The sequence below is a fragment of the Herminiimonas sp. KBW02 genome (assembly GCF_003852535.1).
In the GTDB taxonomy this organism is placed as follows: Bacteria; Pseudomonadota; Gammaproteobacteria; order Burkholderiales; family Burkholderiaceae_D; genus Oxalicibacterium.
Window position 1 is genome coordinate 520,021 of the sequence record NZ_QAJP01000003.1, and the last position, 23,916, is coordinate 543,936.

Annotated in this window: 22 protein-coding genes and 1 tRNA gene; 8 read left to right on the top strand and 15 right to left on the bottom strand. The window is 54.7% G+C overall.

Annotation, left to right across the window (positions count from 1 at the left end):
* Positions 1-36: 36 nt before the first annotated feature.
* The 5 genes from prfA to DBR37_RS04355 form a co-directional block, all read right to left on the bottom strand.
* A complete protein-coding gene (gene prfA / locus DBR37_RS04335; RefSeq protein WP_124573282.1) occupies positions 37-1,119 on the bottom strand; it encodes a peptide chain release factor 1 in 1,083 nt (360 codons plus the stop codon).
* Positions 1,120-1,223: 104 nt separating this feature from the next.
* Positions 1,224-2,513, bottom strand: coding sequence for a glutamyl-tRNA reductase (gene hemA, locus DBR37_RS04340; protein ID WP_124573196.1), 1,290 nt, complete (start codon positions 2,511-2,513; stop codon positions 1,224-1,226).
* Positions 2,514-2,595: 82 nt separating this feature from the next.
* Positions 2,596-4,965: a CHASE2 domain-containing protein gene (locus tag DBR37_RS04345; protein ID WP_124573198.1), complete on the bottom strand. Its 2,370-nt coding sequence runs from the start codon at positions 4,963-4,965 to the stop codon at positions 2,596-2,598.
* Positions 4,966-4,987: 22 nt separating this feature from the next.
* Positions 4,988-6,415 carry a FecR domain-containing protein gene (locus DBR37_RS04350; RefSeq protein WP_124573200.1) on the bottom strand — a complete coding sequence of 476 codons (1,428 nt, stop codon included), beginning with the start codon at positions 6,413-6,415 and terminating at the stop codon, positions 4,988-4,990.
* Between the two features lie 32 nt (positions 6,416-6,447).
* Complete coding sequence (locus DBR37_RS04355; RefSeq protein ID WP_124573202.1) at positions 6,448-7,137, bottom strand: response regulator transcription factor; 690 nt, start codon at positions 7,135-7,137, stop codon at positions 6,448-6,450.
* A gap of 437 nt (positions 7,138-7,574) precedes the next feature.
* Here DBR37_RS04355 and DBR37_RS17130 point away from each other — a divergent pair, with 437 nt between their 5' ends.
* Positions 7,575-7,742 (top strand): hypothetical protein, encoded by a 168-nt coding sequence (locus DBR37_RS17130; RefSeq protein ID WP_158610223.1) that lies wholly within the window; start codon positions 7,575-7,577, stop codon positions 7,740-7,742.
* A 101-nt stretch (positions 7,743-7,843) separates the two neighbouring features.
* On the opposite strand, the gene DBR37_RS04360 is transcribed toward DBR37_RS17130, so the two are convergent.
* From DBR37_RS04360 to DBR37_RS04370, 3 genes are all read right to left on the bottom strand, one after another.
* Positions 7,844-8,158, bottom strand: a complete 315-nt coding sequence (locus tag DBR37_RS04360) for a PsiF family protein (protein WP_124573204.1) — start codon at positions 8,156-8,158, stop codon at positions 7,844-7,846.
* A 139-nt stretch (positions 8,159-8,297) separates the two neighbouring features.
* The gene (locus DBR37_RS04365) at positions 8,298-8,714 is read right to left on the bottom strand and encodes a YidB family protein (RefSeq protein ID WP_124573206.1); all 417 of its coding nucleotides are present in this window, start codon (positions 8,712-8,714) and stop codon (positions 8,298-8,300) included.
* 176 nt (positions 8,715-8,890) lie between these two features.
* Positions 8,891-9,997, bottom strand: a complete 1,107-nt coding sequence (locus tag DBR37_RS04370) for an S-(hydroxymethyl)glutathione dehydrogenase/class III alcohol dehydrogenase (protein WP_124573208.1) — start codon at positions 9,995-9,997, stop codon at positions 8,891-8,893.
* A gap of 211 nt (positions 9,998-10,208) precedes the next feature.
* Between DBR37_RS04370 and DBR37_RS04375 the strand changes: the two genes are divergently transcribed.
* Positions 10,209-11,249 carry a GlxA family transcriptional regulator gene (locus tag DBR37_RS04375; RefSeq protein WP_124573209.1) on the top strand — a complete coding sequence of 347 codons (1,041 nt, stop codon included), beginning with the start codon at positions 10,209-10,211 and terminating at the stop codon, positions 11,247-11,249.
* 191 nt (positions 11,250-11,440) lie between these two features.
* Here DBR37_RS04375 and DBR37_RS04380 read toward each other — a convergent pair.
* Positions 11,441-11,516, bottom strand: a tRNA-Phe gene (locus DBR37_RS04380).
* Positions 11,517-11,644: 128 nt separating this feature from the next.
* Between DBR37_RS04380 and DBR37_RS04385 the strand changes: the two genes are divergently transcribed.
* The 3 genes from DBR37_RS04385 to DBR37_RS04395 all read left to right on the top strand — a co-directional run bounded on the left by DBR37_RS04385 (position 11,645) and on the right by DBR37_RS04395 (position 15,543).
* Positions 11,645-12,835, top strand: coding sequence for an FAD-dependent monooxygenase (locus tag DBR37_RS04385; protein ID WP_124573211.1), 1,191 nt, complete (start codon positions 11,645-11,647; stop codon positions 12,833-12,835).
* Positions 12,836-12,878: 43 nt separating this feature from the next.
* The gene (locus tag DBR37_RS04390) at positions 12,879-13,601 is read left to right on the top strand and encodes a DsbC family protein (RefSeq protein WP_124573213.1); all 723 of its coding nucleotides are present in this window, start codon (positions 12,879-12,881) and stop codon (positions 13,599-13,601) included.
* A 142-nt stretch (positions 13,602-13,743) separates the two neighbouring features.
* Positions 13,744-15,543, top strand: coding sequence for a M61 family metallopeptidase (locus tag DBR37_RS04395; protein WP_124573216.1), 1,800 nt, complete (start codon positions 13,744-13,746; stop codon positions 15,541-15,543).
* Between the two features lie 50 nt (positions 15,544-15,593).
* Here DBR37_RS04395 and trpC read toward each other — a convergent pair whose 3' ends face one another.
* The 6 genes from trpC to rpe form a co-directional block, all read right to left on the bottom strand.
* Positions 15,594-16,394: an indole-3-glycerol phosphate synthase TrpC gene (trpC, locus tag DBR37_RS04400; RefSeq protein WP_124573218.1), complete on the bottom strand. Its 801-nt coding sequence runs from the start codon at positions 16,392-16,394 to the stop codon at positions 15,594-15,596.
* A 32-nt stretch (positions 16,395-16,426) separates the two neighbouring features.
* Positions 16,427-17,461 (bottom strand): anthranilate phosphoribosyltransferase, encoded by a 1,035-nt coding sequence (trpD, locus tag DBR37_RS04405; protein WP_124573283.1) that lies wholly within the window; start codon positions 17,459-17,461, stop codon positions 16,427-16,429.
* 43 nt (positions 17,462-17,504) lie between these two features.
* The gene (locus tag DBR37_RS04410) at positions 17,505-18,068 is read right to left on the bottom strand and encodes an aminodeoxychorismate/anthranilate synthase component II (RefSeq protein ID WP_076592547.1); all 564 of its coding nucleotides are present in this window, start codon (positions 18,066-18,068) and stop codon (positions 17,505-17,507) included.
* The gene (gene trpE / locus DBR37_RS04415; protein WP_124573220.1) at positions 18,069-19,577 is read right to left on the bottom strand and encodes an anthranilate synthase component I; all 1,509 of its coding nucleotides are present in this window, start codon (positions 19,575-19,577) and stop codon (positions 18,069-18,071) included. It lies immediately after the preceding gene.
* 194 nt (positions 19,578-19,771) lie between these two features.
* Positions 19,772-20,446 carry a phosphoglycolate phosphatase gene (locus DBR37_RS04420; RefSeq protein WP_124573285.1) on the bottom strand — a complete coding sequence of 225 codons (675 nt, stop codon included), beginning with the start codon at positions 20,444-20,446 and terminating at the stop codon, positions 19,772-19,774.
* A gap of 26 nt (positions 20,447-20,472) precedes the next feature.
* Entirely contained in the window at positions 20,473-21,138 is a 666-nt protein-coding gene (gene rpe / locus DBR37_RS04425) for a ribulose-phosphate 3-epimerase (protein ID WP_124573222.1), read from the bottom strand.
* Positions 21,139-21,307: 169 nt separating this feature from the next.
* Between rpe and apaG the strand changes: the two genes are divergently transcribed.
* The 3 genes from apaG to DBR37_RS04440 all read left to right on the top strand — a co-directional run bounded on the left by apaG (position 21,308) and on the right by DBR37_RS04440 (position 23,850).
* Entirely contained in the window at positions 21,308-21,682 is a 375-nt protein-coding gene (gene apaG, locus DBR37_RS04430; RefSeq protein ID WP_124573224.1) for a Co2+/Mg2+ efflux protein ApaG, read from the top strand.
* 157 nt (positions 21,683-21,839) lie between these two features.
* Positions 21,840-23,021 carry a murein transglycosylase A gene (locus DBR37_RS04435; RefSeq protein WP_124573226.1) on the top strand — a complete coding sequence of 394 codons (1,182 nt, stop codon included), beginning with the start codon at positions 21,840-21,842 and terminating at the stop codon, positions 23,019-23,021.
* A gap of 52 nt (positions 23,022-23,073) precedes the next feature.
* On the top strand, positions 23,074-23,850 hold the full coding sequence (locus DBR37_RS04440; protein ID WP_124573228.1) for an enoyl-CoA hydratase: 777 nt from the start codon (positions 23,074-23,076) through the stop codon (positions 23,848-23,850).
* Positions 23,851-23,916 lie beyond the last annotated feature (66 nt).

The window sequence follows — 23,916 nt, forward strand, 5'->3', positions numbered from 1 at the left end:
TGCACATTAAGAGTGGGTTGCAGCGGAATAGTTGCATCAAGTCGCATCGGCGAGTGCCGCCAGCATCTCAGCCTGGTGCTCTGCTGCCAGCGCATTCGTCAACTCGGTCAGATCACCGTCCATGATGAAGTCGAGTTTATACAAAGTCAGGTTGATACGATGGTCGGTCATGCGGCCTTGCGGGAAATTATAAGTGCGTATGCGTTCGCTGCGGTCACCGGAGCCGATCAGCGATTTACGCGTCGCAGCTTCCTTCGATTGCTGTTCGCGCAACTGTACATCCTTGATACGTGCCGCCAGCACTTTCAGCGCTGAAGCCTTGTTTTTGTGCTGGCTGCGATCATCCTGGCATTCGACCACGATGCCGCTCGGTATGTGCGTGATACGGACGGCGGAGTCGGTTTTGTTGATGTGCTGTCCACCGGCGCCGGAAGCGCGGTAGGTATCAATACGTAAGTCGGCCGGATTGATGTTGACGTCTTCGACTTCGTCGGCTTCCGGCATGATGGCGACGGTACAGGCCGAGGTGTGGATGCGCCCTTGTGTTTCGGTGGCCGGTACGCGTTGCACGCGATGGCCGCCGGATTCAAATTTGAGTTTCGAGTACGCACCGAAACCGATGATGCGGACGATGACTTCCTTGTAGCCGCCGACTTCGGAGGCCGATTCCGACACCATTTCTATCTGCCAGCGATTGCGTTCGGCAAAGCGGGTGTACATACGCAACAGATCACCGGCAAACAGCGCGGCTTCATCGCCGCCGGTACCGGCGCGGATTTCGAGGAAGATATTGCGGTCGTCATTCGGATCTTTCGGCAGCAACATTTTCTGTAAATCGATTTCCAGTTGCTCCATGCGTGCCTTGGCGGCGGCAATTTCTTCCTGCGCAAATTCCTTCATGTCCGGATCGGACAACATACCTTGTGCATCCTGGATGTCGCTTTCTGCCTGGCGGTAGTTGCCGTACAGCGCAACCAATGGGCCCAGCTCCGCATGCTCACGTGTCATCTTGCGATAGTTGTCCATATTGGACGTGGCATCTTCCTGCGTCAGCAGCACATTCAATTCGTCCAGTCTCTCGGTCAATTGATCGAGCTTGGCGAGCATGGATGGTTTCATCATATTTTTAATTCTGGTTTGGTTGATCTTGGTGCTACGCAGCGCTGTGCGGGACAGCGTACAAGGGTGGTCACCGCAGTGGCGGGCCGGCGGGAAAAGCGTCGCTAGCGCTTGGTGCGGAACAGCTGCGGCAGCAAGGCGGCGAGACGGGCGCGTTCATCACCTTGTGCATTATTCAGTGCTTGTTGCGGGCCGTGCAGGAACTTTGCAGTCAGTCCTTTGGATAAGGCTTCGAGCACGGCGTCTATATCTTCGCCTTTGGCCAGCAGTTTGCGTGCACGTTCCAGCTCTATCATGCGCATGCTTTCGCTGGATTCGTGCAAGTCCTGAATGACGGGTACGACTGCACGTGCGTCTATCCAGTGCATGAAGGAGCGCACGCGGGTTTCGATGATGGCTTCGGCTTGTGCGACTGCAGCCTGGCGATTCTCAACGCCGGTTTGCACAAAGGTGCCGAGGTCATCGACGGTGTAGAGGAAGACGTCGTCCAGGCGACCAATCTCGGCTTCGATATCACGCGGTACGGCGAGATCGACCATGAACATCGGTTTATGACGACGTGCCTTGATCGCACGTTCCACCATGCCGAGGCCGATGATGGGCAATGATGATGCAGTCGATGAAATGACGATATCAAAAGTCGCCAGTTGATCCGGCAATTCCGCCAGGCGGATAGCCTTGCCATTGAAGCGATGTGCGAGGGTTTCGCCGCGTTCCAGCGTGCGGTTGGCGATCGTGACCGATTTCGGATTCTGCGCTGCAAAGTGGGTCGCGCTGAGTTCGATCATTTCACCGGCGCCGATGAACAGTACATTCTGTTCCGAAATCTTGTCGAAGATGCGCTGCGATAAACGTACTGACGCGGCCGCCATCGAGACGCTGTGCGCGCCGATTTCGGTGGTGCTGCGGACTTCCTTGGCGACTGCGAAGGTGCGCTGGAACATCTGGTGCAAATAAGTGCCGAGTCCACCGGCCGCTTCGGCCTGGCGCACCGCATCTTTCATTTGACCGAGGATTTGCGGTTCGCCCAAAACCATGGAGTCCAGTCCGGACGCGACACGGAAGGCGTGGCGCACGGCATTGTCTTGCGGCAGCGCGTACAGATACGGGCGCAGATCCGCATAAGGCAGTTTGTGATAATCGGCGAGGAAGTGTGCCGTGATATCGATCGCTTCGTTCACGCCGCCCGGCAGATTGCTGGCAGCGTATAACTCGGTGCGATTGCAGGTCGACAGGATCGCTGCTTCGTCCGTGTATGTGGTGGCATCGCTGCGGCCATACCAGCTACGTGCGGAAGCCACCGCCTGACCAAGCTGGTCAGCGGGAAAGGCTACCTTCTCGCGCAATGAGACTGGCGCGGTAGTGTGGTTAAGGCCGACGGCGAGGAGTTGCATTTATGGCACAAATATTCAATAAGTGAATAGCGATACATTATAGCCTGTTGCAATATGGCACGAGACTGTTGCCATCGGGCAGCTAGACGTCGTGACAGACCGGCAACATCAGGGTGAAACTGGTTCCTACTCCGGCCTGACTAATGAAGCTTATATCACCCTGATGCCTTTCGATGACTGTTTTAACGAATACCAATCCTAAGCCTACGCCATCATGACGTGGCTGGTTTGGTAAATCGACACGCTGGAAGCGCAGGAATAGCTTGCCCTGGTCGGCCTCGGCGATGCCGTAACCGTGATCCAGGATGCGGCACACGACGCGCGGTTGCGGAGCGTCGCGATCCAGCCGCACTGAGCAAATGATGCTGGTATGGTCGGGGCTGTAGTTGATCGCGTTCGACAGCAGGTTGGCCAGCGCGCGCGTCATTAGGGTGCGATCGACCTTGACCGGGTATTCGCCGTCGCTGATTTCCATTTGTACACTGATGTGGCGGCTCTTCGCCAGCGACCACATTTCATCGGTAGCGTCGAACAGCACGTCCTGGAAGTCAACTTCTTCCAGGCGGTATTCATGTGATTCAGCGCGTGCCAATTGCACGAAGTTATCAGCCAGGCCGAGCGTCTTGCGTGATGCTTTTTCGATACGTGCAAAGAGTTCTGCCTGCGGCAAAGCTGAAGAGGTTTCACTTTGCAGTTCCAGCAAGGCCAGGATGGATGCCTGTGGCGCGCGCATGTCATGCGACAGGAAGCGCAGGGTCTCATCGCGACTGCGTTCGGCAGCGCGTATGGTGGATATATCCAGCACGCTGACGATCCAGCCGGTCAGTAAATTGGCGGCCGAGTTACAGGGGCTGCTCTTGACCAGCAGGTCGCGTCCTTTGTGATCCTGTACCGAGATACCGTTGTTCAGGGTTTGCGAGCGCTGCATGTCGAGCAAATCAGGCCAGTCAAAAGAAAGATTGGCGGCCTGGTCGACGGGCTGCGGATTCTTCAACTGCGCCAGTAAGTCGAGAATATTGCGGCCCAGTACATTGTCGATACCCAGCGAGCTGTAATAGTCATTTGCATGTTTGTTGGCCAGCAGGACTTGTCCTTCGACCGAGGTAACCAGCGTCGCATCCGGCAGATTATCCAGATTGTCCGATACAAACTGACGCAGGTCGCGTACGCGCCGGGCGGCATTTTCCATTGCGCTGATACGCTGTTCGAGTACGTCGCCCACTTCATTGGCAGATGCCACAGGTTTCTCTTCCGGCAGCAAATGCGGTTCCTGGTCGAGCCGGGTAAATTCCTGACCGAGATAGGTAATGGCGGCTTCCAGCCGGCGCCAGCTCCACAGCGGATAAGAAATGATCAGGGTGATAACGGCCGCTGCCGGAGCGATCCAGATACCCATATGCAAACCGATATAGCTGGCAACCAGTGTCATCAGCATCCAGATTCCGGTTGCGAATAAAGAGAAACGCGGCGACAGCAACAAGTAGCCGAGCAAGGCCATGAATACCGGGAATGCATTGAACAAGGCGGTTTGCCATGGCGCTGCGATATGTATCTCTTCACCGTCCAGCAGGCTGGCCAATATATTCGCGTTGATTTCTATTCCCGGCATAGCACCCGAGTTGCGTGATACCGGCGTCGGGTAAGAGTCGGCCATACCGAGCGCAGTCGCACCCACCAGCACATACTTATCGGTAAAAAATTCATCCGGTACTTCGCCGCGCAGTACCGACACATACGGGACAGACTTGAAGTGGCCTATGCCGCCTTCGTATGGGATATAGAGCTGATCGCCGCGTTGCCATGTGTCTATCAGTGATGCCGTCGGCGCGACGGGTAAGGCGCCGGTGCCGCTATATTGCATGCCGCTGCCTGTACTTATGAGTGCGGCTGAAAAGTGCAGCCAGCTTTTACCGTTCTGTCCTTCGCGCAGGAATACGCTGCGGATCACGCCATCGCTATCGTGTTCCAGATTGATATGGCCAAGTGCACGGGCAGATTCAGCCAGTATTGGTATCGGCAAGCCTGCAGTCAGGCCTTGCCCCGCATTGGTCAGGACGACCGGCAAGACGACGCGCTGGCTGTGTGCAATGGCGGCAGCCAACTGCGCGTCGTTCTGCGGCGTTGATGTCTCGGACAGGATCACATCCAGCCCGATTGCACGCGGTCTGGCTTGCGTGAGTTTATTGATCAGATCTGCATGCAGGTTGCGTGACCAGGGCCAGCGACCGAGTTCGGCCAGGCTGTAATCATCGATGGCGACGATGATGACGTCTTCGCGTACCGGTTTGTTGTCGTCGATGGAGAGGAATAAATCATAGAGCGACTGGTCCAGTCGTCCCAGGCCATTTTGCCAGCCCAGTGCGATCGCCAGCGTCAGCAAGCCGATGAATAGCATCAGCCATTCGCGTAGTGCCAGACGCCGCACGAATGGAGAGAGCCAGCGTATTTTCATCAGTTATGTCGGCGTTGCTAACTTATTGGCGATCTGACGGGCGGCCGCTGTCGCGCGAGGCTTCTTTGCTGCGTACTGGATGGCCGTCGTTGATGATCCATTGATCAGTAACAATCAGGGTTTGTGCAGAGGAAAAAGGATTGCTGCTGCCATCTGCATTCACGCTTTGTACACGCGTGAAATACGTGCCGAACGAAGGGCGCGGCAGTTTGACTTCATTGCCGATGACACTGCTGTTGAACAGCAACCAGGTAAATTCGAGGTCGCGTGCAACCTGTATGTTGTACTTTTGTGTGGCGGAACCGGCCCAGCGCAAATCCAATTCCTTGCTGTAGTTGTTGGATACTGACGGCGCGCCCTGGATGGCCCCTTCCTTCAACGGTGGCAGACGATTTTTGATCGTCACGGCGAGCGTACGCGGCATGCCTTCCAGGCCCAGTTCGTCAATCGCGGAGATCTGCGCGAAGTAACTGCCTTCCTGGATGTTTTCCAGTACGACCTCTGGCGCATTGCCTTTTGTCTCTGCCAGCATGTGCAGGGTTTCGGCGTCTTGCGCCAGCTGTACGTGATAGGCGCGCGCACCTTTGACAGGTGTAATCGCGAACTGCGCATTACCATTCATGCGATACGGCATACTCGCCAGTTGCGGTGCCGGCAGCAAGTCGATGGCGCGACCGACTGAATTGCCGGCGATGATGTTGCCCTTCACGCTATCGAGCATGCGCGCCTCGGGTGCCTGCAGCGAGCCGACGGCGACATGACCATCCAATACTTCCGTCGCTACCTTGTCGCCATTCAGGCCGACGCGGAAGTGCGTGCCACGCACACCTGCGACTGAGGCCGGGGTGCGTACTTCAAAGCGGCCCTTGTTGCTGTCGAGCGGGGACACACGAGACACGACGCGGCCACGCAATAATTTCACTTCGGTACGCGGGCTGCCGGTATAGAGCGATTTGCGTAATTTTGCGAGCAGCACATTGCTGTTCGACGGTACGGAAATGCGTGATTCGTCTGCCAGCGCCAGGGTCAGGAAACTATTCGCGCCAGTACTGATGCGCATGCCTTCGGCCACTTTGCTGCCGATATCTATCGTGATGGTGCGGCCATCGGCAGTCGTCGCCGTGATATTGCCGTTGCGCGCGATGACGGTGGCGTCGGTCGGTTCATCCGCCAGCAATTCGGTCGGGATGATGATGCCGGTACCGATCGGGATGTTGCTGTCTTTGTTGATGCGGTTAATGGTGCCGAGGGCAACCCAGTTACCGGTCTTGGTTGTGAGGCGCTGTGCGATCGATATGAGGGTGTCGCCGGCCTGGGCGTAGTAGGTAATGCCTGAGGTCTGGATCGTGATGCTGCCCGGCGCAGCCGCGGATGCAGCTGCCCATACGATAGGGGTTTGCCCTATCGCGAGTGCCAGAACCAACATCAATTTTTGAAGGGTAATGCGCATGCTTGTTCTCCGCGCAACCCTGGTGCGCCTTGCTAGCCTGTCATTTGCTCGAGGCGGTAGCCGTAGCTATACACCGGAGCCAACCGAAATCCATGTTCTGGACGCAATTGTAACTTGCTACGGACTCTGGATACATGAGTATCCATGGTTCTCGATGGAATTTCTACATCACGCGCCCACACTGCTTCCAGAATATAGGCACGTGACAGCGGACGACCCAGGTTGCGGAAGAACAGCAGTGCCAGGTCAAATTCCTTCTGCGTGACCTCGATCGGTGTCCCCGACATGGTCAGGCGGCCGGTGCGGGCTTCGAAAATGAAGTTGCCGAACTGGATTTGCTCAATCGGGTTCTGGCTCGGGTAGGCGCGACGTAACAAAGCCTGCACGCGCGCCAGCAGCTCGCCGCGGCGGATGGGCTTGATCATGTAATCATCGGCGCCTGCTGCCAGCCCTGCAACAATATCGTCTTCACCGGAGCGGCTGGTCATGAACAGTACCGGCAGGTTGGTCGGCAGCTTTTCACGTGCCCAGCGCAGCACATCGGCGCCGCTCAGATCCGGCACCTGCCAATCGATAATCAACATATCGAAACTTTCGCGGCGCAATTGATTCAGCAATTCCTTGCCACTTTGGAAGGGGTGGCAGAAATGGCCGGCGGCGCTAAGCACTTGACAGACTAAATCTGTCTGGCTGCGGTCATCATCAAGTACGGCAATTCGCATAATTTTGGCGCTTTGGACAGCGTGTTGTATTTCGTTGCTCTAATTTAACAAAGTATTCACACGATGGGTCTTCAAGGATTGTGATGTGACAATATTTCACAAAATACGCGTAGGAATACTCTGTATTTATGGTTTTTTTGCATCACGTCAGTCTTTGTCTGACTTTTGCTTCTGATGTGAATTACCTTGATGCTCTAGCAAAAAGATCTAAAAATTGCATAAGAGTGCCGGATATGAAGTTTACTCTGCCTCTGTTTTTTGTGACATACGCAAAATGTGTGTCTTCTTCTTATACGTAATTGTGAAGTGAGCAGATTCACATTTTCTATGCCTGCAAATGTTGCATGGAAAGAAAACGGCTTGTTTCCGTCAGTTTATTTCCTATACTGAAGGTGCAATTCCGAGAAAGTTAACGTGAGAACCAACCGGAGACAATCATGAAACTGACAGACTTTCATTCATGGCATCTACCCGACGTTGTTCATACCACCGCTAAGAAAGTAGACGCTGATGGCGATCTTGCACCGATCGCCGCTTTTGTGGTCGGCGCCCCGCTCGTTACGCTGGGAACCGTGACCTTCCTCGAAATTTTGTTTGCGATGTAGGCTGATCGAACAGCTCTGCATTGATCTGAAAAAAATGGGCGGAACTGCATGCAGTTCCGCCCATTGTCTTTGGTCATCCCGTCATATGACGGGTGCCGAGATTATTTCTTTGCGAGACAGGTTTTCATGAATTTCTTGCGCTCGTCGCCCTTCATGTCCTTGGCATCCGTGTTACAGCTGGCCATCTTGTCGCGTTGTGCCTGTTGTGCTGCACTGACTTTTGGTTTGCCGCTCAGGCAGTCTTTCATGAATGCTTTGCGCTCATCGCCCTTTTTACCTTCGGCATCCTTGTTGCAGGTCGTCATCTTGGTTTGCTGCGCCGTTTTTTCCTTGGCTGGGGCAGCGGGTGCCGGATCTGCTGCAAATGCTGCACCTGCAAAAGCGGCGGAGATGAGAAACGCTAGAATTTTATTCATGGGAACCTCTCAAGTAAGGGAAACATTTATTGGTTTTGATATGGGTACAACCATGCTGCCTGAACTACAACGACCTGAAACTCTGTTCAGTTGACGCGTATCGCGCTGCGCACGACAAATTCTGTCGTGCACATCTCAATCAGCCGAAAAATTTACCTTTGAGCATGCCCAGGCCCTGTTCCAGCAAGTCGCCTTGCGGGACTTGTCCGTTGGGAGTGAGCTGATCGATGATTTGCGGCAAGAGCTGGGCGAGGCTGGTCGTCGCATGTTCCGGTGCCAGTCCTGCCTGTTGTGCGATTTGCTGGATATTATCGGCACCGAGTGCATCTTTGATCTGATCGCCGGATACAGGCTGGTTTTCGCCGGTGCCTATCCATGAAGCGACCTGATCGGCCAGACCGCCGCTTTGCAGCTTCTCCAGCAAGCCTTGTACGCCGCCAGCCTGATTGACCAGTGCCATGATGCTGTTGAGTAAATCGCCCTGCGCCACCGGGTCCTGCTTTTGCGCGCCGAGCGATCCCATTACCTGTCCTGCCAGTTGATCGAATAATCCCATCACACCCTCCGAAATAGCAAACCATGCCCGTCGTGCCGGCATAGTGTCGGCACGAAATGGGCGCGAGCTTGCGACCCACTTCGGCCATACTAAATCAAAAAGATGGCATGTCGATTACATATTAACAATTGTTAATTGCTAAGCTGCAAGGCAGCAATGTTGCCCGACGTCGGTGCTTAGTACAGGACGACCGAGCGGATGGACTCACCACTTTTCATCAGATCGAAACCTTCGTTGATGCGTTCCAGCGGCAAGGTATGGGTAATCAGGTCGTCAATATTGAGTTTGCCTTCCATATACCAGTCCACAATCTTTGGAACGTCGGTGCGGCCGCGGGCGCCACCAAATGCCGAGCCTTTCCATTCGCGCCCTGTCACCAGTTGGAACGGGCGTGTGCTGATCTCCTGGCCTGCAGCTGCAACACCTATGATGAAGGATTGGCCCCAGCCTTTATGGCAGCATTCGAGCGCCTGGCGCATGGTGGTGGTATTGCCTATGCATTCAAACGAGTAATCCGCGCCGCCGTCGGTCAATTGCACAATGTGGTCGACCACGTTTTCCACTTCTTTCGGATTGACGAAGTGCGTCATGCCGAATTTGCGTGCCATCTCTATACGACCCGGATTGATATCGACCCCGATGATTTTGTCTGCGCCCACCATCTTTGCGGCCTGGATTACATTCAGGCCGATGCCGCCGAGACCAAACACGACCACATTGGCACCCGCTTCCACCTTGGCGGAAAACACGACAGCGCCGACCCCGGTGGTGACGCCGCAACCGATGTAGCAGGCTTTATCAAACGGGGCGTCCGAACGAATCTTGGCGAGTGCAATTTCCGGCACCACGATGTAGTTGGAGAACGTTGATGTGCCCATGTAGTGGAAGATGGGTTTGCCGTCGATGGAAAAGCGCGAGGTCGCATCCGGCATCAGGCCGCGTCCCTGAGTCGAGCGGATTTTCTGGCACAGATTGGTTTTGCGTGACAGGCAGAATTTACATTCGCGGCATTCAGGTGTGTAGAGCGGAATGACGTGATCGTCTTTTTTCAGGGTCGTGACGCCAGGGCCGACATCGACCACGATGCCTGCACCTTCATGTCCGAGGATGGCCGGGAAGATGCCTTCAGGATCGGCGCCGGACAGTGTGTAGTAATCGGTGTGGCAAATCCCGGTGGCCTTGATTTCGACCAGGACCTCGCCTGCTTTCGGACCAGCAAGGTCGACTTCTTCTATGGTTAATGGAGCACCGGATTTCCATGCAACGGCCGCTTTGGTTTTCATGTTTCGCCTCACTTTTTGTATCGGGTAAAGAATGGCCATGATTGTCATGGAGGACAATCTGTATATGGCAAAGCTGATACATGAATGGCCGAAAATGCTGCCATAATGACCCGAATTTAATGCCCCTTGCACCAGGCTGCATCTCTTTGCACTGGTGCGCAAGAGCATATTTTTGCTTTCAGGCGATTAGCCATACCGTTACAAACCAGCCATGAACGCACCTCACTCCCATACCCCCAGAACCGTAGACATCATTATCTATCCCGGCTTTAAAGCGCTGGAGGCGATAGGTCCGCTTTCCGTATTCGAGTACGCCAATCTGCATCTGCAAAAGCAGCGCAAGGGAGTGGGTTATGACGTGCGTTTCGCTTCGACCAGCGTCGGCCCGGTGCAATCGGATACGCAAATGATGCTGCATGCTTCCAAGGCAGTCAGTACGCTGGCTTTGCCCGATGATGCCATCGTGGTCGGTGCGCGCAATATCCAGGGTGCGCTCGAACATGCATGGCCGGTGGTGGACTGGATAGTTGCGGTTCATCCGCACATCAGTCGTCTTGCCGCTTTGTGCTCCGGCGCTTTTTTCCTGGCTTCTGCTGGTGTACTGGAAGGCAAGCGTGCCACTACCCACTGGAGCGTGGCGCAAATGCTGCAGGAAAATTTTCCGACGATAGAGGTGGATGCGGATGCGATTTTCGTGCGCACGGGTAACTTGTGGACCTCGGCCGGTGTGACGGCCGGAATCGATTTGGCGCTGGCTTTTGTGGAAGAAGATTTTGGCCGCGAGCTGGCGCTTGATGTCGCAACCGACATGGTGGTGTATCTCAAACGTCCTGGCGGCCAGTCACAGTTCAGCACGCATTTGTTGAGCCAGAAAACGGTCAGGCCGAATATCCGTGAAATCCAGAACTGGATCCTGGAAAACCTGGATCAGCGTCTGACGTCTACCGCATTGGCGCAGAAGGCCATGATGAGCGTGCGTAATTTTGCCCGTGTGTTCCAGCAAGAGGTCGGCCAAAGTTCTCAGGAGTTCATAGAGGCGAGTCGCCTGGAGCGCGCCAAGCAATTATTGGCCGATGTTGCATTGCCGATCAAAAAGATAGCGGCACTGAGTGGGTTCACGGATGACGATCATATGCGCCGTGTGTTTCAGAAGCGACTCGGCATTACGCCCAAGCTTTATCGCGAACGTTTTGCTACGACCGGGATACATGAGGGGGATGTGACATCGCCCGCTGTTGGCAAATTTGAATGAACTTGCTGTCAGGTTCTTTGTGAGCTGGCAGCGACAACATTTCGTCAAAAGCTGAGGGACGGGAAAATATTTTCCTGTTCTGACGACTTTTTGCGCGGAACACCAAAAAAATCAAAAAAGGCGTAAACGGCACACACATGCCAGAAAGCAAAAAGCCCACCGCAGAGGGTGGGCTAAGTGCTTGATTTTCTTGGTGGCCCGGGGCGGAATCGAACCACCGACACAAGGATTTTCAATCCTCTGCTCTACCGACTGAGCTACCAGGCCAAGGCGCGCAAGTATAGCAAAGCTGTTGGGATTTGCAAGCACTAGATGCAAATTAAATTGTTAGCAGCCGCTATAATGAGCGCACTGAAATTGTTTTCTCCCTCTTATTTTCACGGATATCCAGCTTTATGCATGTGCAAAGCGACGTTTGTATTATTGGCGACGGGGCTATTGGTAAAGCGGCAGCCCTGGGTTTTGCGCAGGCCGGACTGAAGGTCACATTGTTAAGCCCGGCGTCGGCCCAGGCCCCTGCGGCCACTGACGACTGGGATGTGCGTGTTTATGCCGTTAATCATATTGCGCATGGCTTGCTGTCTTCCGTCAAAGTCTGGGAGGCGCTGGATGCGTCGCGCGTGGCGCCGGTCGATGCGATGGTGGTTAATGGCGACGGCGCTACTGCCGGCGAGTTGGCTTTCGATGCCTATGGTGCGCGCGTCGGTGCGCTGGCATGGATAGTCGAAGACCGTAACCTGAACCAGGCGCTGGATGCGGCCCTGAAGTTTGCTTCCAATGTAAATGTTGTACGTGGCCGCGCGGTCGCTTTGCAGGCCAATGCAACAGCTGCAAACGTGCAACTGGCAAATGGCGATACCCTGAGTGCCGAGCTGGTGGTCGGTGCCGATGGTGGCCAGTCCTGGGTGCGCTCGCAATGCAATATCGATTTTGATTATCGGCCGTATGGCCAGCGCGCCATCGTCTCCAACTTTGCCTGCGAAATGCCGCATCATGACGTGGCCTACCAATGGTTCTCGGCGGCAGAGGGCATCATCGCCTTGCTGCCTTTGCCAGGACAGCGCGTGTCGCTGGTGTGGTCGGCACCGGATGGGCTGGCCGATACCCTGTTGAAAGAGTCGCTCACGCAAATCGCGGCACGTCTGACGCAACTGGCCGGAGCAAAGCTGGGTACCTTGTCGCCTTTGCAACCTGAGGCAGTGAAATCATTTCCTTTGTCCTTGCTGCGCCCGCATGCGATTACTGCGTCACGCGTGGCCTTGATCGGTGACGCGGCGCATGTGGTGCATCCGCTGGCCGGACATGGCATGAACCTCGGGTTTGCAGATGTTGCCGGTTTGATCAAAGCGGTCAGCGAGCGTGGGCAGCACCGGGATTGCGGCGATGCGCGGGTATTGTCGCGTTATGCACGTGCCCGCAAGGAAGATATACTGCTGATGCAATTGACTACCGACGGTCTGGCTCGCCTCTTCGGTGCGGATCTGGAGCCTTTGCGTGTGGTGCGCAATATTGGTTTGAACTTGGTGAACCAGTTGCCTGTCTTAAAAAGGCGCCTGATAGGCCACGCACTGGGCAAGTCCCTGTAAAAGTTTCTGTAACTTCAGCTAAAAAATCTTAAACGGAATCAATATGAAATTAATCAAGGCTGCCGTAGCAGCATTGCTCGGCTTGGCTTTTGTCTCTGCATTTGCAGAAACTGCACAGGAAGCGGCGGTACGTAAGGCAATCGAACCACGTCTGGGTGAAGATGCCAAAGTGGTGGCCGTGAGCAAAACGCCCTATTCCGGCTTGTTTGAAGTACAAGTGAACGGCGACATCATCTACACCGATGCCAAAGCGCAGTTTTTGTTCGTAGGCCGTATCGTTGATACCAAAACCTATCAGGATTACACCAAGGCCCGCCTGGAAGAAATCAATAAGGTCGCATTCAGCGATTTGCCGCTGGAGCTCGCGATGAAACAGGTCAAAGGTAATGGCAAGCGCGTCATCGCCGTGTTTGAAGATCCGAACTGCGGCTATTGCAAACGTTTCCGCCAGACGTTGGAAGGCATCAACGACATTACCGTCTATACCTTTATGTACAACATCCTGTCGCCGGACTCGATTGCCAAGTCACGCAATGTATGGTGTTCCGCAGATCGCAACAAAGCCTGGGATGACTGGATGTTGAACGGCAAAGCACCGGCACCTGCTTCCGATAAATGCACGACACCGCATGAAAAAGTTTTGGCGTTGGGGCAAAGAATGGGTGTGACCGGTACGCCGACGATTATTTTTACCGACGGTTCCCGTATTCCGGGTGCGATCGATGCGAAGGCACTGGAAGTCAAACTGTCCTCGATCAAACAGTAATCACACTGCGATAGTTTTTCAGATGGCCACGCTTGCGTGGCCATTTTTATATGTGCGATACCGGGACGATTGCGGGCGCAGACTCTGCGCGGTGCAGCAGATACAGCTAAACTAGCGTACTTACACTTAACGGCGGTACAGCATGAAAAACGCAATTCAATACACCATAGTCCCGAAAGATCTGGCAGCGCATCTGTACGCGGTCAGCGTGACAGTGAACCAGCCTGATCCTGCGGGCCAGCGCTTTTCCTTGCCGGCGTGGATACCTGGCAGTTACATGATCCGCGAGTTCGCCAAGAATATCGTGCGCATACGTGCCGAGTCGGGTGGTTATGAAGTTGCGTTAAACAAGCTGGACAAGCATACCTGGCTGGCGGATGTCTGCACCGGCCCATTGACCGTGTACTACGAAGTCTATGCGTGGGACTTGTCGGTGCGTACCGCTCATCTGGATCAGACACATGGCTTCTTCAACGGCACCAGTGTCTTCCTGCAGGTGGATGGCCAGGAACAGCGCGTGCATGAAGTCGATATCCAGAAGCCGCAAGGCGAAGCCTACGCCAAATGGCGCGTAGCGACGGCGATGCGTCAACTGAAAGCCAAGCGTTATGGTTTTGGTTCCTACATCGCATCGAACTACGATGAATTGATCGATCACCCGGTCGAGCTCGGCACGTTTGCATTGGCGAGTTTCAAGGCGCATGGCGTGCAGCACGATATGGTGTTCACCGGACGTGTGCCGAATCTGGACCTGCAGCGCCTGAGCACAGATTTGCAGAAAATATGCGAAGCGCAGATTTCCCTGTTTGAACCCAAGACGCATAGGGCACCGGTGGATCGCTATGTCTTCATGACGATGGTGGTGGGCGATGGTTATGGTGGACTGGAGCATCGTGCTTCAACCGCGTTAATTTGTTCGCGTGCCGATCTGCCGGTGAAAGGTCAGAATGAAATGACCGACGGCTATCGCACCTTCCTCGGTCTGTGCAGCCATGAATATTTCCATACCTGGAACGTCAAGCGCATCAAGCCAGCCGCGTTCGCTCCGTACGACCTCACGCAGGAAGGCTATACGCCTTTACTCTGGTTGTTTGAGGGCTTCACCAGTTATTACGATGATTTGATGCTGGTGCGTAGTGGCGTGATAGATGAGACGGCTTATTTGAAGCTGGTCTCTAAAACCATTAATAACGTACTGCGTGGCAGCGGACGTCACAAGCAAAGCGTGGCGGAATCCAGCTTCGATGCCTGGGTTAAATATTATCGCCAGGATGAGAACGCACCGAATGCCATCGTCAGCTATTACACCAAAGGTTCGCTGGTTGGCCTGGCGCTGGACCTGACCATACGTGAGCAAACCAAGGGTAAGAAGTCGCTGGATGATGTGATGCTCGCCTTGTGGCAGCAATACGGTCGCGACTTCTATCAGGATGGCAAGGCGGGGCGCGGCGTGACGGAAGAGGACGTCGATGCCCTTTTCGATAGCGTGACCGGCCTCAAATTGAAGCGTGTGCTGGATCGCTGGGTACGCGGTACCGAAGATATTCCTCTCGCCAAATTGTTGGCGCCTTTTGGTGTGGGCCTGGCCGATGAACGCAAGAATGCGAAACCGGGCCTGGGCATGCGTACGGTACGTGACGGCAATGATTGCAAGATCGCCAGCGTGTACGAAGGTGGCGCGGCACATAAGGCTGGTTTGTCCGCCGGTGATGTATTGGTTGCTATCGATGGTTTGCGTGTAACGGCGACCAATCTGGATAGTTTGCTGGGTCGTTATCGTATCGGTCAGGCGATAGGCGTACATGCCTTCCGTCGTGATGAATTGATGACCTTTAATGCTGCGCTGGCTGCATCGGATATCCCGGCAGTTAGCCTGAAGAGTGCAGAAAAGCCGGTGACGGCCCTGCGTTTGCGCAAGGCCTGGCTGAATTTGCAGGATTAAGAAGGGCAGGTGCGCGTAGCTCGCGCACCTGAAATCGGACTGTACGGCGCTTAGTTAAACAGGCGACCCAGTTCGGCACCCGGGTCTGGCGCACGCATGAATGCTTCGCCAACCAGGAAGGCGTGCACATCGGCATCACGCATTTTCTTCACATCGTCAGGCGTGACGATCGCTGATTCGGTAATGACCAGTTTGTCGGGCGACATGCGCGGCAGCAAATCCAGCGTGGTTTGCAACGAAGTCTCAAAGGTACGCAGATTACGGTTGTTGACGCCGAGCAGCTTGGTTTTCAGTTTCAGCGCGGCAGTCAGTTCTTCCGCATTGTGTACTTCCACCAAAACATTCATGCCCAGTTCATGCGCACAGGCTTCCAGCTCTGCCATCAAGCCATGATCCAGCGCTGCCACGATCAGCAAAATGCAATCAGCGCCCCATGAGCGTGCTTCATACAATTGATACGGATCGACGATGAAGTCTTTGCGCAGTGCCGGCAAGGCACAGGCGGCACGTGCTTGTTTCAGATATTCCGGCGAGCCCTGGAAGAACTGCACATCGGTCAATACGGATAAGCAGGCTGCGCCATGTTTTTCATAGCTAACCGCGATCTCGGCCGGATGAAAGTCCGGGCGTATCACGCCTTTGGAGGGCGAGGCTTTCTTGATCTCGGCGATGATGCCGGCCTGACCTGCGGCAATCTTGGTGCGCAGGCTGGCTTCAAAGCCGCGTATCGCTGCACGTGCTTCTTTATTGCCTTCCACTTCGTCGCGCAGGCTGGCCAGGCTGCGGTATTTTTTCGCAGCGGCGACTTCGTCAGCTTTGACGTCGAGGATTTTGTTCAGGATATCGGACATGATTTCTTCTTACCTTAGATTGCAGGTGGTGCTTAAGCTTTGCCGAGTGCTTGCGTAACCTGTACAAATTGTTCGAGCTTGGCACGCGCTGCACCAGATGCAATCGCTGCACGCGCTTTGGCCAGGCCATCGGCGATGGAGCTGCTGACGCCAGCGGCATACAGCGCGGTACCGGCATTCAGCGCGACGATATCGCGGGCCGGGCCATCTACGTTATCCAGCGCTTCAAATATCCTGGCTTTGGATTCCACCGAATTGGCCACCTTCAGGTTGCGGCTGGCAATCATCTGCAAACCGAAGTCTTCCGGATGGATTTCATATTCACGGATTTCACCGTTGACCAGTTCGCCGACCAGGGTGGCTGCGCCCAGTGATACTTCATCCATATTGTCGCGACCCCAGACCACGATTGCGTGCTGCGCGCCCAGGCGTTGCAACACACGCACCTGGATGCCGACCAGATCAGGGTGGAACACGCCCATCAGGATGTTAGGTGCGCCGGCAGGATTGGTCAGCGGGCCCAGGATATTGAAAATGGTCCGTACGCCGAGTTCCTTGCGCACCGGTGCGGCGTGCTTCATCGCAGCATGGTGGTTAGGCGCAAACATAAAGCCTATGCCGGTCTGCGCGATCGATTCGGCGACCAGTTCAGGCTTCAGATTGATATTTGCGCCCAGCGATTCCAGTACGTCGGCGCTGCCTGACGATGAGGAAACGCTACGACCGCCGTGCTTGGCGATGCGTGCGCCAGCCGAAGCGGCGACAAACATCGATGCGGTGGAAATATTGAAAGTGTTGGCGCCGTCGCCACCAGTGCCGACGATGTCGAGCAGATTGGTGGTGTCGCTCAGCGGCACTTTGGTCGAGAATTCGCGCATGACCTGAGCCGCTGCTGCGATCTCGCCTATGCTTTCCTTCTTGACGCGCAGTCCCATCGTCAATGCCGCGATCATGACCGGCGACATTTCACCACTCATGATCTTGCGGAACAAATGCAGCATCTCATCGTGGAAGATTTCACGATGATCGATACAGCGCATTAAAGCTTCTTGTTCGGTGATCGGCATGACGATGCTTTCTGTATTCAAATAACTTGCGGCACTATCCATCTCAGCGCACGAGGAAGTTTTTCAGCAGCGCATGTCCGTGTTCGGACAGGATGGATTCCGGATGGAATTGCACGCCTTGAATATCGAATTCCTTGTGGCGCACGCCCATGATTTCACCATCGTCAGTCCATGCGGTGACTTCCAGGCAGTCCGGCAGCGATGCGCGTTCGATCGCCAGCGAGTGATAGCGAATCACGGTGTATGGCGATGGCAAATCCTTGAAGACGCCGACGCCGGTATGTGTGATCTGCGAAGTCTTGCCATGCATGACTTGCTGCGCGCGCACAACCTTGCCGCCGAATGCCGCGCCGATAGCCTGATGTCCGAGGCAGACGCCGAGGATAGGCAGCTTGCCTGCGAATTGCTGCAGAATAGGTACCGACACGCCCGCTTCATGCGGTGTGCAAGGGCCAGGTGAAATGCAGATGCGCTCAGGATTCAGCGCTGCGATTTGTTCCAGTGTGATCTCGTCGTTACGCACGGTGTGCACGTCTTCGCCCAATTCGCCGAAGTATTGCACCAGGTTGTAGGTGAACGAGTCGTAGTTATCGATCATCAGTAACATTTAAATCTCCCCGTCCAAACCGTCTTGTACCTGTTCCGCGGCTCTCAGCACCGCACGTGCCTTGTTCTCGGTTTCCTGCCATTCCATCTCGGGCACCGAATCGGCGACGATGCCAGCTGCTGCTTGTACGTACAACATGCCATCCTTGATGACGCCGGTACGGATCGCAATCGCCAGATCCATTTCGCCGCCGAAGGATAGGTAACCACAAGCGCCGCCATAGATACCGCGTTTGGTTGGCTCCAGCTCATCGATGATTTCCATCGCGCGGACTTTCGGCGCGCCGGATAAGGTGCCTGCCGGGAAGGTCGCTTTCAGCACGTCCAGATTCGACAGGCCGGATTTCAATGTGCCTTCGACGTTGGAAACGATGTGTTGTACGTGCGAGTATTTTTCGATGACCAGCTTGTCGGTGACTTGCACGCTGCCGGTTTCGGCGATCCGGCCTATGTCATTACGTGCCAGGTCGATCAGCATCACGTGTTCGGCGATCTCTTTCGGATCAGCCAGCAATTCTTTCGCCAGCGCCGCGTCTTTCTCTGGTGTCGCGCCACGTGGGCGGGTACCCGCCAGCGGACGGATGGTGACTTTCTTGGTATCGCCGGACGCAGTTTCCGCAATGGTTTCATTGCGCACCAGGATTTCCGGTGACGAACCGACGATTTGCATATCGCCGAAATTATAGAAGTACATATACGGCGACGGATTCAGCGAACGCAGCGCGCGGTACAGCGTGAGCGGCGAATCGACGTATTGTTTCTTGATGCGCTGGCCTATCTGTACTTGCATCAGGTCGCCTGCCATCACGTATTCTTTGGCTTTGGCCACCGCGGCCAGATACGATTCCTTATCGAACTCACGTATCGTTTCAGTGCGTACCGACGCGGTAGTGATAGGCAATTCGACGGCGCGATGCAACATGGCGCGCAAATCTTTCAGGCGTTGACGACCTTTGCTGAATGCTTCCGGCTGGGTCGGGTCGGCATACACAATCAGATACAGCTTGCCGGACAGGTTGTCGATGACTGCCAGTTCTTCGGTCAGCAGCAGCTGGATTTCCGGCAGGCCCAGATCGTCTTTTGGTGTTGTATGCGCGAGGCGCTTTTCAACATGGCGTACGGTGTCGTAACCGAAATAACCAGCAAGGCCGCCGCAGAAGCGTGGCATGCCGGGCAGGATCGCTACCTTGTAGCGGGCCTGGAATTCCGCGATGAAATCGAGCGGATTGCCTTCCCTGGTTTCGATGATGCTGCCGTTCTTGACGACTTCTATGCGCGTACCGAAGCTGCGCATCAGTGTATTGGCAGGCAGGCCGATAAAGGAATAGCGACCGAAACGCTCACCACCGACGACAGATTCCAGCAGGAAGGAATTCTTCCCGCCATTCTGGGTTTGTGCCAGTTTCAGGTACAGCGTGAGTGGTGTTTCCAGATCAGCGAAAGCTTCGGCGATCAGCGGAATACGGTTATAGCCTTGCGCGGCCAACGATTTGAATTCGAGTTCAGTCATGTTTCTCTCCGGACCGCTATTGTAGTCGAGCGGCGTGGTAGTTCAAAAAACGTTGCTGATCGCGCAATGGGCGCAGACGATCAGCGGCAATTGGTGCTTAAGACCAGTTTTGCCAGCGTCGCCATAGCCAGGCCTCGTGGGCGCCTGGTAATGCGAGTCGTTTTTTGTTGAAAAACATGATGTTTATGATGAAATTAGGTGAGCTGCATTAGTTGAGCTGCTTCTAGCAGCGAAGAAACTATACCATCCGAATCGACGTCTTGTATAGCCTGCCCGTGGTTGTAGCCATACGGCACCGCGAGGACCTTGCAACCCGCAGCCCGTGCGGCTTGCGAGTCATTGATCGAATCGCCGATGGCGACGATCTGCTCCGGCGCAAGGTCAAAATCAGCGCAGACCTGCAGTAATTGCATGGGATCCGGCTTCTTTTTCGTAAAGGAGTCTCCACCGTAAATGACTTCAAAGTAATCATGCAGAGCGGTCTTCTTCAGCAACGGCAGCGTGAAAGCGATGGGTTTGTTGGTGACACAAGCCAGACGCAAACCTTTGGCCTGCATTTCCTGCAAACCTTCGTGCACGCCTGGATAAGCGGTCGCGAATTCGCCATTCACATCAAAGTAATGTTGCTCAAACAAGGCCATCGCTTCCTTGAAGCGCAGTTCGACTTCGCTTTCTGAGAAATCGACGCCTATGGTCTTGCGCACCAGGTTTTCTGCTCCCTTGCCGACAAAGCTGATGGCGGTTTCCAGGTCCAGCGGTGTCAGGCCGAGTCCGGCCCGCATGCGATTGATGGCTATGTGCAGATCCTGTGCGGTATGCAGCATGGTGCCATCGAGATCAATAATGACGCCACGTATGCCGTGCAACATCTGGTTTTCAGTCACCGCGTTCAAGCTCAGACTTTCGCCAGTTCGCTGCGCATCGCGTCGATCACGGCTTTGTAATCCGGTTTGCCGAAAATGGCGGAGCCAGCGACAAAGGTATCTGCGCCAGCTGCGGCCGCAGCCGCGATGTTGTCGATTTTGATGCCGCCATCGACTTCCAGCATGATGTCGCGGCCGGATTCATCGATCATTTTGCGTACGGCAGCGATCTTCTTCAGCGTATGCGGAATGAAGGATTGGCCGCCAAAGCCCGGGTTGACCGACATCATCAGGATGATGTCCAGCTTGTCCATCACATGTTCGAGGTGATTCAGGGGCGTTGCCGGATTGAACACCAAGCCAGCTTTACAGCCGTTATCACGGATCAATTGCAGGGTACGGTCTATATGCTCGGATGCTTCCGGGTGGAAGGTAATGATATTGGCACCGGCCTTGGCAAAGTCAGGAATAATGCGATCAACCGGTTTGACCATCAGATGTACGTCGATAGGCACTTGTACGTGCGGGCGTATCGCTTCGCACACCAGCGGCCCGATAGTCAGATTAGGCACATAATGGTTATCCATCACGTCGAAATGGATGATATCGGCGCCGGCAGTGACGACATTGCGTACTTCTTCACCAAGACGGGCGAAATCGGCGGATAAAATGCTGGGAGCGATGCGGTAGTTAGGCATGATCGTGATTTTGCTAAAGAAGCCGCTATTTTACCCGTGACTCCGCCCGCCTGCCTTGCATGCGCCGGGAATTTCGTGTGCAATGGCTTGTTGCTCTATATATAGGGCATGGCAGCGCCACAACGACATATACAAGAAGCAAGGGAACTTGCAGCGCAAAAGGAATCAAATGGCATCTTATGAATTTACCGTGACTATTAATACGCAGTACCTGGAGGAGCAGTCAGATCCGGCTCGTTCCAATTATGTATTTGCGTATTCAGTGACGATCAGGAATACAGGGCAGGTCGCGGCACAATTGATTTCGCGCCATTGGGTGATTACCGACGCCAACAACCAGGTGCAGGAGGTGCGTGGCCTTGGTGTGGTCGGTAATCAGCCTTTGTTGCAGCCGGGTGAGCAGTTCGAGTACACCAGTGGTACTTCGATGGCGACGCCGCAGGGAACCATGGCGGGAGATTACTTCTGTGTTGCCGAGGATGGCAAACAGTTCGAGGCGAAAATACCCGAGTTCGTCTTATCCCTGCCGCGTACCTTGCATTAATCCTGTTTTTTCTCGTCGTCTGTCTGCGGTAAAGACTTTTGTGCTGGTGGTTGTGTTGGCTTTCTGCCGGAGAACATGGTCCACCACACTATAAAGAACAGTAAAAACAGCGCGATTCCCGCTTCAACCAATAGTAGCCACATTGCTTATCACCCCTATGTCATTGATCCGTCTTAGTTTACTCGCATCCCTCTTACTCGGCCTTGTTTCCTGTTCCACGCTGCCGCCCCCACCCGAGAAGCCGGTCGTGGCGCCGCCGAAACCGGTAGTGACGCCGGGCGATTTGCCGAAAACCGAGATCGGGCCGACGCTGCGCCCGACTACCTATGCCGCCCTGCCGGGATGGCGCCTGGATAATCTGCGCGAAGCATGGCCGGCTTACGCGTCGTCGTGCTCGGTGCTGATACGCCGCGTGAACTGGAAGAGCGCATGTACTGCCGCGGCGAATGTCGATACTAATAATAGCGAAGCCATCCGCCAGCACTTTGAAACTTACTTCACGCCGTACGAGGTGCGTAATCCTGATGGTTCGGATAATGGCCTGGTCACTGGTTACTACGAGCCGTTGTTGCGTGGTTCACGTAAACGCGGCGGCCCATACCAGACGCCTTTACACCGTGCGCCGGACGATATCCTGACGATAGATTTGGCCAGTGTTTATCCGGAGCTCAAAGGTATGCGTCTGCGCGGTCGCCTGGTGGGCAACAAGGTAGTGGCTTATCCGTCGCGTGCTGAAATGGCCCAATCGAATTCGCTGGCAGGTAAGGAAATCCTGTGGGTGGACGATCCTATCGAAGCTTTCTTCCTGCAAGTCCAGGGTTCCGGCCGCGTGCAACTGGCGGATGGCAAGGAAACTGTCCGCGTCGCCTATGCTGATCAAAATGGCCAGCCGTATAAATCCATCGGTCGTTATCTGGTGGATAAGGGGGAGATGACTCTGGATCAGGCGTCTGCGCAAAGTATTAAAGCCTGGGTCATTGCCAATCCGACCCGCCAACAGGAATTGCTGAATGCGAATCCTAGCTATGTCTTCTTCAAGGAAGAAAAAATAGCGGATGCTAGCGTCGGGCCGAAGGGCGCGATGGGCGTGCCTTTGACGCCGCAGCGCTCAATTGCTATCGATCCGCAATATATACCGATGGGTGCGCCGGTCTTCCTCTCGACGACTCAGCCGAACAGCAATGTCTTGCTGCAACGTTTGATGATGGCGCAGGATACCGGCGGTGCGATCAAAAATGCAGTGCGTGCCGACTTCTTCTGGGGTTTCGGTGCGCAGGCGGGAGAACAAGCCGGTCGCATGAAGCAGCGCGGTACGATGTGGGTGCTATTACCAAAATGATGTCTGAATAGTATTTAGTGCAACTGAGCGTAGTTATATAAGGAGCGATTCCATGCAATACGAAAATATTCTGGTCGAAATCCACGGCAAGGTTGGTCTGATCACCTTGAATCGCCCTGCTGCGCTGAATGCGCTCAATGACAAGTTAATGGATGAGCTGGGCCTGGCTCTGCAATCCTTCGATGGCGACGACGATATCGGTTGCATCATCATTACTGGTAGTGAAAAAGCCTTTGCTGCAGGTGCCGATATCGGTGCGATGGCCAGTTACACATATATGGATGTATATAAAGGCGACTACATCACGCGTAACTGGGAGCAAATCCGCAGTGTGCGCAAACCGGTCATCGCTGCGGTTGCCGGTTATGCGCTGGGCGGCGGTTGTGAGCTGGCAATGATGTGCGATTTCATCATCGCGGCCGATACGGCCAAATTCGGCCAGCCGGAAATCAAACTCGGGATTATTCCTGGTGCGGGCGGTACACAGCGTTTGCCGCGCGCAGTATCCAAAGCGAAAGCGATGGATCTGTGCCTGACGGCGCGCATGATGGACGCGGCGGAAGCGGAGCGTGCGGGTTTGGTTTCGCGCGTGGTTGCTGCAGACAAGTTGCATGAAGAAGCATTGGCGGCGGCAACGGTCATTGCCAATATGTCTCTGCCGATGGTGATGATGGTCAAAGAGTCTATTAACCGTGCATACGAAACGACGCTGGCAGAAGGTGTGCAATTCGAGCGCCGCTTATTCCACAGCACCTTTGCTACTGCGGATCAGAAGGAAGGTATGCAGGCGTTTATAGAGAAGCGTGCACCTCATTTCAGGAACAGTTAATAGCGCCTGAAAAAACTAATTTGAATTATTTCAAAATTATTTCAGCAAAGCGCTTGCCAAGTTCAA